Below are 13,750 nucleotides of genomic sequence, written 5' to 3'. Positions count from 1 at the left end.
TCGCGACAAAACACAACAGCTGCACGCTTCAGGCCACGCTGAGCATGCAAGGGGTTGTGCAGGGGCTACCTAATCCCATAAGCCAACCAGAATAGCCGCCAATGCAAATATTCAAATACTTGCGTGGAGTGTCGCTGACGTTGCTTGTCGCTGCCCTGCTGTCGGGTTGCGATGCAGTCGTGATGTCCCCCTCTGGTGATGTGGCAGTGCAACAGCGTGACCTGCTTGTCTGGTCCACCATCCTGATGCTGCTGGTCATCGTTCCTGTCATCGTGCTGACGCTATGGTTCGCCTGGCGTTACCGCGACTCCAATACGGAAGCCACCTATAAACCGGACTGGACCCATTCCACGGTGCTGGAACTGGTGATCTGGGCGGTGCCGCTGCTGATCATCATCGCCCTGGGGGCGATGACCTGGGTATATACCCACAAGCTGGACCCTTACCGGCCGCTGGATCGCATTGATGCCAGCACGCCGGTGCCGGCGGATCTGGAGCCGCTTACCGTGGAAGTGGTGGCGCTGGACTGGAAATGGCTGTTCATTTATCCGGAGCAGGGCATCGCCACGGTGAATGAGCTGGCGGCGCCGGTGGATCATCCGATCCGCTTCAAGATTACTGCCTCCACCATGATGAACTCCTTCTTCATTCCCGCCATGGCCGGGCAGATCTACGCCATGGCCGGTATGGAGACCAAGCTGCACGGCGTGATCAACGAGCCGGGCGTCTACCAGGGCTTGTCCGCCAACTACAGCGGTGCCGGCTACTCGCACATGAAGTTCCAGTTCCATGGCCTCAGTGAGGCGGACTTCCAGGCCTGGGTGGACAAGAACAAGGCCAGCGGCAACACCCTTAGCCGTGAGGTCTACAAGGCGCTGGAAGTGCCCAGCATCAAGGACCCGGTGACACGCTATGCCAGCGTCGATCCGACCCTGTACCACGCCATCCTCAACCGCTGCGTGGACCCGGGCACCGTGTGCATGGAAGACATGATGTACCACAGTGGCCATGGCAAGCAGGAGGCGGATGCCGCTGAAGGGCACGACGCCCACGCCGGCCATGCCCAGCATGGAGGCCACCATGAATAAGCGTGTTTCCCTGAATTCAGCTGTAGCAGGTGTCGCCCATGTTTGAAAACCTGGACCTGACCAAACTCATTTTCGGACGTCTCACCTGGGACGCGATTCCGTTCCATGATCCGATCATTCTTGCCACCTTTGCCGTGGTGGCAGTGGGTGGCGTGGCCATGCTGGTGGCGCTGACTCGCTACAAGCTGTGGGGGTATCTGTGGACCGAGTGGTTCACCTCCATCGACCACAAGAAGATCGGCATCATGTACATCATCCTGGGCCTGGTGATGCTGCTGCGCGGTTTCGCCGATGCCATCATGATGCGCCTGCAGCAGGCCATGGCCTTCGGCGACAACATGGGCTATCTGCCACCGGATCACTACGACCAGATCTTTACCGCCCACGGTGTGATCATGATTTTCTTCGTGGCCATGCCGCTGGTCACCGGGATCATGAACTATCTGATCCCGCTGCAGATCGGCACCCGTGATGTGGCCTTCCCGTTCCTGAACAACTTCAGCTTCTGGATGACCGCCGGTGGCGCCGCGCTGATGATGATTTCCCTGTTCATCGGCGAGTTCGCCAAGACCGGCTGGCTGGCCTATCCGCCCTTGTCGGGAATATTGCAGAGTCCCGGGGTGGGGGTGGATTACTACATCTGGTCGTTGCAGATCGCCGGTGTGGGGACCTTGTTATCGGGGATTAACCTGCTAGTGACCATCGTCAAGATGCGCGCCCCGGGCATGAGCCTGATGAAGATGCCGGTGTTCACCTGGACCTCCCTGTGCACCAACGTGTTGATCGTGGCGGCCTTCCCGGTGCTGACCGCCGTGCTGGGCATGCTGACCCTGGATCGTTATCTGGGCACCGCCTTCTTCACCAACGACATGGGCGGCAACGCCATGATGTACGTGAACCTGATCTGGATCTGGGGGCACCCGGAGGTGTACATCCTGATCCTGCCGGTGTTCGGTATCTTCTCCGAGATCGTGGCCACTTACAGCCGCAAGCCGCTGTTCGGGTACACCTCCATGGTCTACGCCACCGTGGTGATCACCGTGCTGTCCTACCTGGTATGGCTGCATCACTTCTTCACCATGGGCTCCGGGGCCAGCGTGAACTCGTTCTTCGGGATCACCACCATGATTATCTCGATACCGACCGGGGCGAAGATCTTCAACTGGCTGTTCACCATGTTCCGTGGCCGCATCAAGTTCGATGTGCCCATGTTGTGGACCCTGGGCTTCATGGTCACTTTCGTGATCGGTGGCATGACCGGGGTGTTGCTGGCGGTGCCGCCGGTGGACTTCGTGCTGCATAACAGCCTGTTCCTGATCGCCCACTTCCATAACGTGATTATCGGTGGCGTGCTGTTCGGTCTGTTTGCCGGCATCACTTACTGGTTCCCGAAAGCCACCGGTTACAAGCTGGATGAGTTCTGGGGCAAGCTGTCGTTCTGGTTCTGGCTGATCGGTTTCTACTTCGCCTTCATGCCCCTGTACGTGCTGGGCCTGATGGGTGTGACCCGTCGTGTCAGCCACTTTGAGGATCAGTCCCTGCAGATCTGGTTCCAGATTGCCGCCTTCGGTGCGGTGCTGATTGCGGTGGGTATTGCGGCCTTCCTGATCCAGTTGATCGTCAGCTTCCGTCGCCGCGAAGCGCTGGCCGATGAGACCGGTGACCCGTGGGATGGCCGTACCCTGGAGTGGTCTACTTCCTCGCCGCCGCCGCCGTACAACTTTGCCTTCACCCCGCGCGTGCACGATCTGGACGCCTGGTGGCAGATGAAACAGCACGGCTTCAAGCGCCCGGAATCCGGCTTTATCCCGATTCACATGCCCAAGGGCACCTGGGCAGGCATCGTGCTGTCGGCGATCAGCGTGGCCTGTGGCTTCGCCCTGATCTGGCACATGTGGCTGGCGGCAGCGGTGACCTTCGTGGCACTGATCGGCACCGCCATCTACCACACCTTCAATTACGACCGTGACTACTACATCCCCGCGGAGGAAGTAGAACGGATTGAAGCCGAACGAACCAAGGTGCTTGCCAATGTCTGAAGCAACCATGACCGCTGACGTGAAAACGCAGGATGGCCAGCTGGAGTTTCTGGTGAAGGGGGATCACCACCCCCAGAACGGTACGCTGCTGGGCTTCTGGCTCTACCTGATGAGCGACTGCCTGATCTTCGCTGCCCTGTTCGCCACCTACGGTGTGCTGGCGCGCAGCTATGCGGGCGGCCCCACCGGCATGGAAGTGTTCGATCTGTCCCTGGTGGCGATCAACACCTCGTTCCTGCTGTTGTCCTCCATCACTTATGGCTTTGCCATGCTGCAGATGCAGGCCAACCGCCTGAAAGGCACCCTGTTCTGGCTGGCGATCACCGGCCTGCTGGGCGCGGCCTTCCTGGGGCTGGAGCTGTACGAGTTCTATCACCTGATCCACATCGGTGCGACGCCGCAGACCAGCGGCTTCCTCACCGCCTTCTTCGCCCTGGTGGGCACCCACGGCCTGCACGTGCTGTTTGGCATCGTCTGGCTGGTGACCCTGTTGTTCCAGCTGAAGAAGCACGGCCTGATCCCTGCCAACAAGCGTCGGGTGTTCTGTCTGTCCATGTTCTGGCACTTCCTGGACGTGGTCTGGGTGGGTGTCTTTACCTATGTCTATCTGATGGGAGTGCTGCCATGAGTGAGCATACACACGACCACGATCACCACGAGGCGGAAGGCCCCCACGTTAGCCTGAAGGAATACGTGATCGGCTTTGTGCTGGCGGTGATTCTTACCGTGATCCCGTTCTGGCTGGTGATGGGCAATGTCTTCGAAAGCTCCACCACCACAGCGCTGCTGATCCTGTCCTTCATGGTGGTGCAGATCGTTGTCCACATGGTGTTTTTCCTGCACATGAACTTCCATTCGGAAGGGGGCTGGAACATGCTGGCACTGATCTTCACCCTGGTGCTGGTGTTTATCACCCTGGCCGGTTCCCTGTGGGTCATGATCAGCCTGAACAACAACATGATGCCGGGCATGATGGGGTAACACCTCATTCTCCCTGCAGGAGCCTACCTGCCAGCGAATTCGACCTCGAAAAGAGGCTGGGTTTGCTGGCAGACGCCTCCTGCTCTCTCCTTCGTTTGAAGAGGCATAGCAATGGCTCGTCGGCGTCTTCTTTCTTTCCTGTTTCTGTTGTTTTGTCTGGCGGCCTTTGCCGGCTTTATTGCCCTGGGCGTCTGGCAGGTGCAGCGCCTGGCCTGGAAAGAGGATCTCATCGCCCGGGTGGATGCCCGCGTCCATGCGCTACCGGTAGACGCGCCCGGGCAGGGTGACTGGTCCGCCGTCAATAAAGCCTCCCATGAATATCTGCGTGTTCAGCTAACGGGGGAGTATCTGCCCGAAGGGATCTCCCTGGTGACCGCAGCCACGGAGGAGGGCCAGGGCTACTGGGTGATGACGCCGTTGCAGCGGACGGATGGCAGCTGGGTCTACATCAACCGGGGGTTCGTGCCCCAGGCCGAGCGGGCGCAAGCCAGTCGGGGAGATTTTACCCCGCACGGTGAGGTCTCGGTGGCTGGCTTGCTGCGCCTCAACGAACCGGGCGGTGGCCTGTTGCGGGACAATGTGCCCGTTGAACACCGCTGGTATTCCCGGGATGTACTGGCCATGGGAGAACGGCACGGGCTGGTACCGGTGGCACCCTTCTTTATCGATGCGGAGGCCAGCGACCAACCCGGACCGATTGGTGGGCTGACCGTGATCCGTTTCCCCAATAACCATCTGGTTTACGCCATCACCTGGTTTGCCCTGGCGCTGGGTGTGATGCTGGCGGCCTGGCTGGTGATACGCGAACAGCGCAAGCGCTGAAGCCGTTTTTTGTAGGAGCTATGCTTGCATGGCGAACCCGCCCTCGCCCTGGCGGCCATCATGCCCGGTCCATAACCGCCTCACACCTTCACGCCGAAGTCGGTAAACTGACTCGCCATGGAAAAACTGACAATGACAGCTCCCGCCGGCACCCCGCCCCTGGCGGCCATCCGCCGTTCCAGTGAAGATGTGGCCGGCCGCAAGAACCTGCAGCTGCTGATTCAGCTGCGCTGGATCGCCATGGGCGGTCAGCTGGCCACCATCCTTCTGGTGCACTTTGGTTTCGGCATCACCCTGCCCCTGGGGCAGATGCTGGTGGTGCTGTTTGGTCTGCTGCTGCTCAACGCGGTCAGTCTGCTGCGCCTCAAACTGCCGAAAAGCATCGGCAATACCGAGCTGTTCCTGTCGCTGCTGATTGATGTGGCGACGCTGACCATCCTGCTGTATCTCAGTGGCGGGGCCACCAACCCCTTTGTGTTTCTTTACCTGTTGCAGGTGATTCTTGGTGCCGTGCTGCTCAAGGTGTGGTCCACCTGGGTGATCCTGATTACCACCACCCTGTGTTTTGCCTGGTTGGCCTGGTCGGGCAAGCCACTGCCGCTGCCGCTGGATCATTCAAAAGGGCTGTTCAGTCTCTATATCGAAGGGATGATCATCTGCTTTGTGCTCAACGGGGTGCTGCTGGTGATCTTTATCAACCGTATTACCCGCAATCGCCGCCAGCGCGACGAGCATCTGGCGGAGTTGCGCCAGCGCGCCGCTGAGGAAGAGCACATTGTGCGCATGGGGCTGCTGGCCTCCGGTGCTGCCCACGAGCTGGGCACACCGCTGGCGACCCTGTCGGTGATTCTCGGTGACTGGCGACATATGGAGCCGTTCAAATCCGACCCGGACATGGCCCAGGAAATCGGCGAAATGCAGACCCAGGTGCTGCGCTGCAAATCCATCGTCAGTGGCATTCTGCTGTCCGCCGGTGAGGCCCGGGGAGAATCCTCCGAGGAAACCACCGCTCGGGAATTCCTGGATGACCTGGTGAGCGAATGGCGGGAAACCCGGCCAGTGAAGGACTTTATCTACCGCAATGACTTCGGCCAGGACCTGAGCATCGTCTCCGATTCGGCCCTGAAGCAAAGTATCCATAACGTGCTGGACAATGCCCTGGAGGCATCGCCGCAATGGCTGCGTCTGGATGTGCATCGTGACGATGACAACCTGCTGATCTCGGTGACCGACCGGGGCCCGGGCTTTCCGTCGGCCATGCTGGAAAGCCTGGGGCGGCCCTACCAATCCAGTAAGGGGCGACCGGGCAGTGGGCTCGGTCTGTTCCTGGTGATGAATGTGCTGCGTACCCTGGGGGGTAACCTGCGCGCCCGCAATCTGGTCCAGGGCGGTGCCGTGGTGATGCTGTCGTTACCCCTGTCCGCGGTCACGCTGGAAGAGGAATAAGTTGTGAGTGATGTTGATCAACAGATAGAGCGGTTGCTGCTGATCGTGGAAGATGACGAGGCGTTTGCCCGTACCCTCAGCCGTTCCTTTGAACGGCGCGGCTATACCGTGATTCATGCTGCCGGCATGGAAGGCATGCTCGTCCTGCTGGAAAGTCATGATCCCGGCTATGCCGTGGTGGATCTGAAACTGAAAGGGGAGGCTTCCGGGCTGGCCTGCGTGCAGCGTCTGCATGAACACAATGACGATATGCTGATCGTGGTGCTCACTGGCTACGCCAGCATTGCCACGGCGGTGGAAGCGGTGAAGCTGGGCGCCTGCCATTACCTGGCCAAACCCTCCAACACCGACGACATCGAAGCCGCCTTCCTGCGTGCCGAGGGCGACGCGGACGTTGCCCTCACCGCCCGTGAAACCGATCTGAAAACCCTGGAGTGGGAACGCATCCACGAAACCCTGGCAGAGACCGGCTTCAATATCTCCGAAACCGCCCGCCGCCTGGGCATGCACCGCCGCACCCTGGCCAGAAAGCTGGGCAAGCAGCGAGTTAAATAACCTCGAGGTTTTCTACAGCGCCGCGTAGGAGCGACGCTTGAGTCGCGAAAGGTTTCAGTGTCCCTTCCTGCCTTGCTGTCCGTAGGAGCGTCGCTGCGCTTACCCCTCCGGGCCGCGCCCTGCGGGCGTTGCTCCGCTTCGCTACGCTCCTACAAAAAAAGGGGTGCTTGTCGCCGTTGCGTGCCTGCCTGCTCGTGCCCCCGTATACTCATTGCCATGAGCAACATACCCGCCAGCGATAATGGGACTTTTCTGTGGATGACCTACCAGGCCATGAGCAAGGCGGGCCTGGATTGTGCTGCCATCTTTGCCAGTGTCGGCATGCCCGATGAGCCGCCGGATCAGTCCCTGCGTCGTATCAATTCTCCCCAGCGACGATTCTGGGCCGCGGCGGAGCAGGTCAGTGGCGATACGGATATCGGGCTACGCATCGGCAGTATGTTGCCGGCTTGGCGGGGTCAGGTTCTGGAGTATCTGTTTCTCAGTAGCCCGACCTTTGGCGCCGGCCTGGAGCGGGCCTTGCGTTATAGCCGGTTGATGACAGACGCCATGCAATTGCAGCTGCGTGTGGAGGGCGACAGGGCGATCCTGTCCGGGCTCAGCCATCCGGTTCGCCATTATCTGGAATGTGCTACCTGCATTATCCTGCGCTTCCTGCGTCAGGTCTCCGACGGGGACTTTCAGCCTCACCATATCCAGTTTGAGTACACAGAAGGCGCCAGTACCGCCCTTTACGACAGTGTCTACCGCTGCCCGGTGGTGCTGGGGGCTGAAGAGGGCGCGGTGGTGTTTCCCGCTGCCCTGCTGGATCGACCTTCGCCAGCGGCAGAGCCGGAGCTGCTGGCGGTGCATGAAAAGCTGGCCCTGCAGAAAATGGCAGATCTGGCGCGCCAGGATTTCCTGCTCACCCTGGAGCGGGAGCTGGGCAGTCTGCTGGAGCAGGGCGACGCGTCCGTGGATGCTCTTGCTGCGCGGGTTGGCTGCAAGCCCCGGGCCCTGCGCGCGGAGTTAGACGAGGCCGGCACCAGTTTCAAGCAGTTGCTTTCCGGTTACCGGGAGCGCCTTTCGCGGCGCTTGCTGGCGCGTACCCAGGAACCCATCGACCAGATTCTCTACCTCACCGGTTTCTCCGAACCGGCGGCGTTTACCCGAGCCTTCAAGCGCTGGACCGGGGAAACCCCCTCGGCCTATCGTAAACGCAAGCAGTCGGAAAACCCGGATTCTTGATCCTGGTGACGGCGATAGCTGCCGTACGGATCAAAGCGATTGGCGGGAAACCGGGCAGGATAGCCAGCAACTGGTTATCAACGAGGTCTTCCCATGCTCGGTTTTCCCGTCGCATTGCTTAGTGTTAACGCCTTCGAGTGGTACGCCCACAAGGTCTGGTTGCATGAATTCCCGCGAAAGCACCGTAACAGCCCCTTCTTTACTCATATTCGTCACCACAAGCGTGCCCGCTTGAATGGTTTCGAAGACGAGGGGTACGCCGCGTCCATGTGGAAAGACCAGGAGATGTTCAACGAAAAGGCGGCCCTGATCGGGCTGTGTGTGGTGTTCACCCCCACCGTGGTGGTGGCGCCCTTTTTCACCGCCGGGATCTATTACGGTGCCTGGCAATATTGGAGCAAGCACAGCAAGGCACACCTGGACCCGGAATGGGCCAAGGCCAATCTCCCCTGGCACTACGACCATCACATGAATACCAACCAGGACGCCAACTGGTGTGTGACCCGTCCCTGGTTCGACTACATCATGGGCACCCGGGTGATCGGTGAGGGGGATATCGCGGAAACCAATCCCCTTGGCATGGACCTGCCCCAGTGGCTGGAAGCGCCGGTTAATCGAGTAGCGCGCCGATTACTGCCAAAGGCCTTTTCCCGACTTGATGAAAACCGTCAGCAAGAAGAGCAGCGCCTGTGGCAGAGCCGGGTGACAGCAGTGGATGCGGCCTGAGATTAGTGAACCCGCTCCGGCGGTGGGGTGTAGCGATGAGGCGGTAGCTCCACCCGCTGCACGTGGCCGCCCTGCACATAGGTGTGGCCGGGGTAGCGCTCGCCGCCGGTGACGGTGAATTCGAAGCGGTAGATGCGGGTGATGCGGCGTTTGCCGTGGCGGTCTTTCATCAGCGCCAGTTTTTCCAACCCTACGGTGTCGTCGAGAAACTCCACCTCTTCCCGCTGGCAAAATCGCCGGGTGTAGATCAGCGCCCGTTCGCGGATGCCGTGGGAGCGCCAGAACAGGGCGGCGATCACCACCACCGCCGTGACCAGGCCGATGTCGGTCAGATCCAGACTCATGGGGTTTTTCCTGTCAGGTTGCCGAACAGGCTGCGCCACTGGTCGTCACTGAGGTCGTTGAGAGTGGCGATGTTGCGCTCGGGGATCTGTTCCGGGTCCGGGTAGCTGGCCAGTCCCCGGTCAAGGCTGGCTTCACGGAGGATATGCAGGATCGGGTAGGGCGCCCGGTTGGTGAAATTCTCCCGGTCGTCCACCTGCGTATCGGCAAACTGATAGGCCGGATGGAAACTGGCAATCTGATAGGTGCCTTCCCAGCCTTGCTGTTCCAGCAAGCCATCGGCCAGATCGAGCATGTCGTTATAGTCGAGAAAATCCTCCAGCTGATCGGGAATGATCAGCAGGGTGGTGTCGATTTGCTCGGCAGGGGTGTTATCCAGCCGCACCAGCTCGTCATACAAATCCACCAGCAGGGTTTCCACATTGCGGCTGTCGCTGACGGCAAAGTGAACCTGACCGGCACCCAGAGGCTTGCGGGCAAAGGGGCACAGGTTGAGGCCGACGACGACCTGCTCCAGCCACTGGCGTGTGGTGCTGATAACGGTTTGCGGTGTAGTGGTATTCATGGGGTCTCAGTCTTGATGCTTTCGCCCACGCGAACCACGCCGCTGGACAGGATTTCACAACGCAGGCCGCCCCGGCCCAGCAGGGCCTTGACCACCTGAGGGGGTGTCAGGTCGCCGGCCAGCAATTTGCCCACCACGGAGCAGGGCTCGCACAATTCGATGCCGCGCAGGCGGATGTTGCCGAGCAGAAATTCCCGGCCCTCTAGGGCATTCAGGTCCACCCCCTCGGTGAGGACATTGCGGCGCAGGGTGTGTGATTCAACCTGCTGCTGATAATCCCGGTTGAAGGCGGCGATGGCTTCGGATTCGATCAGGGTAATCTGTTCGGCGGGTTTTGCATTGCGTTTGTAATGACGGTCGCCAACGATGCCGCACCCGGCACGTAGCTGCACAGCGGGCTGGCTTTCCACAGTGCCGCGGGATTCGCTGGCAGTGTAAAGGGCGAGGATTTTCATGGGGCTCCTGGATTGACGCCGGACGCTGGATGCCGAGTATAGATCGAGGCGCCAGTTTAGCAGTTTCCTCCGGGTTTTCAGCGTCTGGGGGTGAGCGTCTGGCGTCCGGCGTTCTCATTAGCTAGAATTCCCCCAATCTTCACGTTTGAGAAAGGACGTCCCCCTTGGACCGTGCCCTGATCAACAGCTTTGCCTTCCTCTCCGCACCCGCCAGCTGGCGATGGTGACGCTCCCTCTGTGCCGGTGTTGAACGCTTGCACGGACACGCCCTTTTTGCCTTGTTTTTCCTCTACAATTGTTGCACTTGTCGGCCTGTGCGTTTGAATGGCCGAGCGAAGACCAATAGGGACAACCATGTCACAACAGCAACTGGATCGTTATGCCCGAGAGGGCTATACCCGGGTGCCGCTGGTACGCGAGGTACTGGCGGATCTGGATACGCCGCTGACCGCCTACCGCAAGCTTGCCCAGGGGCCTTACAGCTACCTGTTTGAATCTGTTCAGGGCGGCGAGCGCTGGGGCCGTTATTCCATTCTCGGGCTGCCGGCCACCGAAGTGATCCGCATCACTGGCCAGGCCGTTACTGTCAGTAATGAACAGGGCGAAACCACCAGCGAGGTGGCTGACCCGATCCAGTGGATTGAAGACTACCGTCAGCAGTACCGCTCCCCGGAAATCCCCGGGCTGCCCCGTTTTAACGGCGGCCTGGTGGGCTACTTCGGTTACGACAGCGTGCGTTATTTCGAGCCCCGGCTGGGCCCGGCGCCCGGCGAGGATGTGCTCGGCGTGCCGGATATTCTGCTGATGCGCTCCGAAGAAGTGGTGGTGTTCGATAACCTGCGCGGCGCCCTGTTCCTGGTGGTGCATGTGGACCCCCGTGAAACCGATGCCGGCGAGCAGGCGGCGCAGCGCCTGGATGAGCTGCAGGCGCTGCTGCGTGCGCCCCTGCCGGAGCCGGAGCATACCGTCTACGGCGAGCCGGTGGACGAGAGCGATTTCCGCAGCGAATTCCCGGAAGAGCAATTCAAGGCCGGGGTGGAAAAGGTGCGCGAGTACATTCTCGCCGGGGATGTGATGCAGGTGGTGCCGGCCCAGCGCATGAGCTGCCCCTTCAAGGCGCCGGCGCTGGATCTTTACCGGGCGCTGCGCTACCTGAACCCGTCGCCTTACATGTTCTATCTGGACCTGGGTGATTTCCATATCGCTGGCTCCTCCCCGGAAATTCTCACCCGGGCAGAGCAGGGGGCCGTCACCGTGCGACCCATCGCCGGTACCCGCAAACGCGGTGCCAGCAGTGAGGAAGACCAGGCCCTGGAAGCGGACCTGCTGGCCGACCCCAAGGAAATCGCCGAGCACCTGATGCTCATCGATCTGGGCCGCAACGATGTGGGCCGGGTGGCCAAGCCCGGCAAGGTCACGCTCACCGACAAGATGGTGGTGGAGCGTTACTCCCACGTCATGCATATCGTCTCCAATGTGGAAGGCGAATTGCGCGACGGCCTGGGGCCGCTGGACGTGCTGCGCGCTACCTTCCCGGCGGGCACCTTGAGCGGCGCGCCGAAAATTCGTGCCATGGAAATCATCGACGAACTGGAGCCCACCAAGCGGGGCGTCTACGGCGGTGCTGTGGGCTATATCGGTTTCAACGGTGACATGGATACCGCCATCGCCATCCGTACCGCCGTGGTCAAGGATCAGCGCCTTTACGTGCAGGCCGGTGCCGGCATTGTTGCCGACTCTGTGCCCCAGTCCGAGTGGGACGAGACCATGAACAAGGCCCGGGCCGTGTTCCGGGCGGTGAATCTGGCACTGGGTGGCCTCAACCTGGCAGACGGAGGGCAGCGGTAATGCGTGTGCTGATGATCGACAACTACGACAGCTTTACCTACAACCTGGTGCAGTATCTGCAGGAGCTGGGCGCCGAGGTGCTGGTGCACCGCAATGACCAGATCTCCATCGACGAGATTGAAGCGCTGAATCCGGACCGGCTGATGATTTCTCCGGGCCCCTGTACGCCCAACGAAGCGGGCATCTCCATTGCCGCCATCCAGCACTTTGCCGGCAAATTGCCGATTCTCGGGGTCTGTCTGGGCCATCAGAGTATCGGCCAGGCCTTCGGTGGCAAGGTGGTGCGCGCCCGCCAGGTGATGCACGGCAAGACCTCACCGATCTACCACAGTGGCGTGGGTATTTTCCGCAACCTGCCGTCTCCCTACACGGCCACCCGTTACCACTCCCTGGTGGTGGAAAAGGACAGTCTGCCGGACTGCCTGGAAATGACCGCCTGGACCTGCAACGAGGACGGCAGTGTGGACGAGGTGATGGGCATGCGGCACAAAACCCTGCCCATCGAAGGGGTGCAATATCACCCCGAGTCCATTTTGAGTGAGCACGGCCACGCCCTGCTCGAGAACTTTCTGAACAACGAACAACAAGGGGACGCCGCATGAATATCCAGCAGGCCCTGGCCAAGGTGGTCGAGCAGATCGACCTGAGCATTGAGGAAATGCAGGACGTGATGCGTCAGATCATGACCGGCGGCGCTACTGACGCCCAGATCGGCGGCTTCCTGGTAGCCCTGCGCATGAAGAGCGAATCCCTGGACGAGATCACCGGTGGCGTGCAGGTCATGCGCGAGCTGGTTACCGCCGTGCCGGTGCGGAACCGCCAGTATCTGGTGGATATCGTCGGCACCGGTGGCGACGGCGCCAACCTGTTCAATGTGTCCTCTGCCAGCGCCTTTGTGGCGGCGGCGGCCGGGGCCCGGGTTGCCAAGCATGGTGGCCGGTCGGTGAGCTCCAAAAGCGGCTCGGCGGATCTGCTGGAAACCGCTGGAATCGCCCTGGACCTGACCCCGGAACAGATCGGCAGCTGCGTGGATAACGTGGGAGTGGGCTTCATGTTTGCCCCCAACCACCACAAGGCCATGAAATACGCGGTGGGCCCGCGCAAGGAACTGGGTATGCGCACCCTGTTCAATATTCTCGGCCCCATGACCAACCCGGCCGGCGTGCAGCGTCTGGTCGTGGGTGTCTTCTCCGAGAAGCTGTGCCGCCCCATGGCGGAGGTGATGGGCCGGCTGGGCGCCGAGCACGTGATGGTGGTGCATAGCCGGGATGGCCTGGACGAGATCAGCCTGGCCACCCGTACCCATGTGGCGGAATGCCGTAACGGGGAAATCAGCGAATACGAGGTGACGCCGGAAGACCTGGGGCTGGACTCCGATTCACTGGTCGGCCTGGATGTGACCGACTCCGACGCCTCCCTGGCCCTGATTCGCGATGCCTTCGGCAAACGCAGCAGTGACGCGGCCCGCAAGGCAGCGGACATGATTGCCCTGAACGCGGGGGCGGCCATCTATGTGAGCGGCATTACCCGGACTCACAAAGAAGGGGTACGAATGGCCGAAGACCTGATACACAATGGAGAGGCAGCAGAGCGCATGCGTGAACTGGCTCAATACAGCACGGCCCTCACGGCTGCGGACTGATAAGGAGAGCGGTT

15 protein-coding genes are annotated in these 13,750 nt (G+C 60.8%); 12 read left to right on the top strand and 3 right to left on the bottom strand.

Annotated features, from left to right (window positions below):
- The first annotated feature begins 101 nt into the window (after nucleotides 1–101).
- From cyoA to T9A_RS15535, 9 genes are all read left to right on the top strand, one after another.
- Nucleotides 102–1,088 (top strand): ubiquinol oxidase subunit II, encoded by a 987-nt coding sequence (gene cyoA, locus T9A_RS15575; RefSeq protein WP_035250247.1) that lies wholly within the window; start codon nucleotides 102–104, stop codon nucleotides 1,086–1,088.
- A gap of 38 nt (nucleotides 1,089–1,126) precedes the next feature.
- On the top strand, nucleotides 1,127–3,127 hold the full coding sequence (cyoB, locus tag T9A_RS15570; RefSeq protein WP_035250246.1) for a cytochrome o ubiquinol oxidase subunit I: 2,001 nt from the start codon (nucleotides 1,127–1,129) through the stop codon (nucleotides 3,125–3,127).
- On the top strand, nucleotides 3,120–3,755 hold the full coding sequence (cyoC, locus tag T9A_RS15565) for a cytochrome o ubiquinol oxidase subunit III (protein WP_035250243.1): 636 nt from the start codon (nucleotides 3,120–3,122) through the stop codon (nucleotides 3,753–3,755). The genes cyoB and cyoC overlap by 8 nt, the downstream gene beginning before the upstream one ends.
- Entirely contained in the window at nucleotides 3,752–4,108 is a 357-nt protein-coding gene (cyoD, locus tag T9A_RS15560) for a cytochrome o ubiquinol oxidase subunit IV (protein ID WP_035250241.1), read from the top strand. The genes cyoC and cyoD overlap by 4 nt, the downstream gene beginning before the upstream one ends.
- 111 nt (nucleotides 4,109–4,219) lie before the next feature.
- Nucleotides 4,220–4,930 carry an SURF1 family protein gene (locus tag T9A_RS15555; RefSeq protein ID WP_035250239.1) on the top strand — a complete coding sequence of 237 codons (711 nt, stop codon included), beginning with the start codon at nucleotides 4,220–4,222 and terminating at the stop codon, nucleotides 4,928–4,930.
- A 117-nt stretch (nucleotides 4,931–5,047) separates the two neighbouring features.
- Nucleotides 5,048–6,376 carry an ATP-binding protein gene (locus T9A_RS15550; protein WP_052043096.1) on the top strand — a complete coding sequence of 443 codons (1,329 nt, stop codon included), beginning with the start codon at nucleotides 5,048–5,050 and terminating at the stop codon, nucleotides 6,374–6,376.
- A 3-nt stretch (nucleotides 6,377–6,379) separates the two neighbouring features.
- Nucleotides 6,380–6,931: a response regulator transcription factor gene (locus tag T9A_RS15545; protein WP_035250236.1), complete on the top strand. Its 552-nt coding sequence runs from the start codon at nucleotides 6,380–6,382 to the stop codon at nucleotides 6,929–6,931.
- Nucleotides 6,932–7,147: 216 nt separating this feature from the next.
- The gene (locus T9A_RS15540; protein WP_035250234.1) at nucleotides 7,148–8,158 is read left to right on the top strand and encodes an AraC family transcriptional regulator; all 1,011 of its coding nucleotides are present in this window, start codon (nucleotides 7,148–7,150) and stop codon (nucleotides 8,156–8,158) included.
- Nucleotides 8,159–8,251: 93 nt separating this feature from the next.
- Nucleotides 8,252–8,884 (top strand): sterol desaturase family protein, encoded by a 633-nt coding sequence (locus T9A_RS15535; RefSeq protein ID WP_035250232.1) that lies wholly within the window; start codon nucleotides 8,252–8,254, stop codon nucleotides 8,882–8,884.
- 2 nt (nucleotides 8,885–8,886) lie between these two features.
- On the opposite strand, the gene T9A_RS15530 is transcribed toward T9A_RS15535, so the two are convergent.
- The 3 genes from T9A_RS15530 to T9A_RS15520 are packed head-to-tail and all read right to left on the bottom strand — an operon-like array spanning nucleotide 8,887 to nucleotide 10,246.
- Complete coding sequence (locus tag T9A_RS15530; protein ID WP_035250230.1) at nucleotides 8,887–9,228, bottom strand: DUF3301 domain-containing protein; 342 nt, start codon at nucleotides 9,226–9,228, stop codon at nucleotides 8,887–8,889.
- Nucleotides 9,225–9,791, bottom strand: a complete 567-nt coding sequence (locus T9A_RS15525) for a DUF1415 domain-containing protein (protein ID WP_035250228.1) — start codon at nucleotides 9,789–9,791, stop codon at nucleotides 9,225–9,227. Before T9A_RS15525 ends, T9A_RS15530 begins: the two co-directional genes overlap by 4 nt.
- Complete coding sequence (locus T9A_RS15520; protein WP_035250226.1) at nucleotides 9,788–10,246, bottom strand: MOSC domain-containing protein; 459 nt, start codon at nucleotides 10,244–10,246, stop codon at nucleotides 9,788–9,790. The genes T9A_RS15525 and T9A_RS15520 overlap by 4 nt, the downstream gene beginning before the upstream one ends.
- Before the next feature lie 354 nt (nucleotides 10,247–10,600).
- On the opposite strand from T9A_RS15520, the gene trpE reads away from it, so the two are divergent.
- Genes trpE through trpD form a run of 3 tightly spaced genes read left to right on the top strand, consistent with a single transcriptional unit; the run spans nucleotide 10,601 to nucleotide 13,736 of the window.
- A complete protein-coding gene (gene trpE, locus T9A_RS15515) occupies nucleotides 10,601–12,094 on the top strand; it encodes an anthranilate synthase component I (RefSeq protein ID WP_035250224.1) in 1,494 nt (497 codons plus the stop codon).
- Nucleotides 12,094–12,696: an anthranilate synthase component II gene (locus T9A_RS15510; RefSeq protein WP_035250222.1), complete on the top strand. Its 603-nt coding sequence runs from the start codon at nucleotides 12,094–12,096 to the stop codon at nucleotides 12,694–12,696. Before trpE ends, T9A_RS15510 begins: the two co-directional genes overlap by 1 nt.
- Nucleotides 12,693–13,736, top strand: coding sequence for an anthranilate phosphoribosyltransferase (trpD, locus tag T9A_RS15505; RefSeq protein ID WP_035250220.1), 1,044 nt, complete (start codon nucleotides 12,693–12,695; stop codon nucleotides 13,734–13,736). Before T9A_RS15510 ends, trpD begins: the two co-directional genes overlap by 4 nt.
- The last annotated feature ends 14 nt before the right edge of the window (nucleotides 13,737–13,750 follow it).

It is taken from the genome of Alcanivorax jadensis T9 (assembly GCF_000756655.1).
Lineage (GTDB): Bacteria > Pseudomonadota > Gammaproteobacteria > Pseudomonadales > Alcanivoracaceae > Alcanivorax > Alcanivorax jadensis.
The sequence above is the reverse complement of the archived record's forward strand: the minus strand, read 5'-3'. Positions and strand labels throughout refer to the sequence as shown.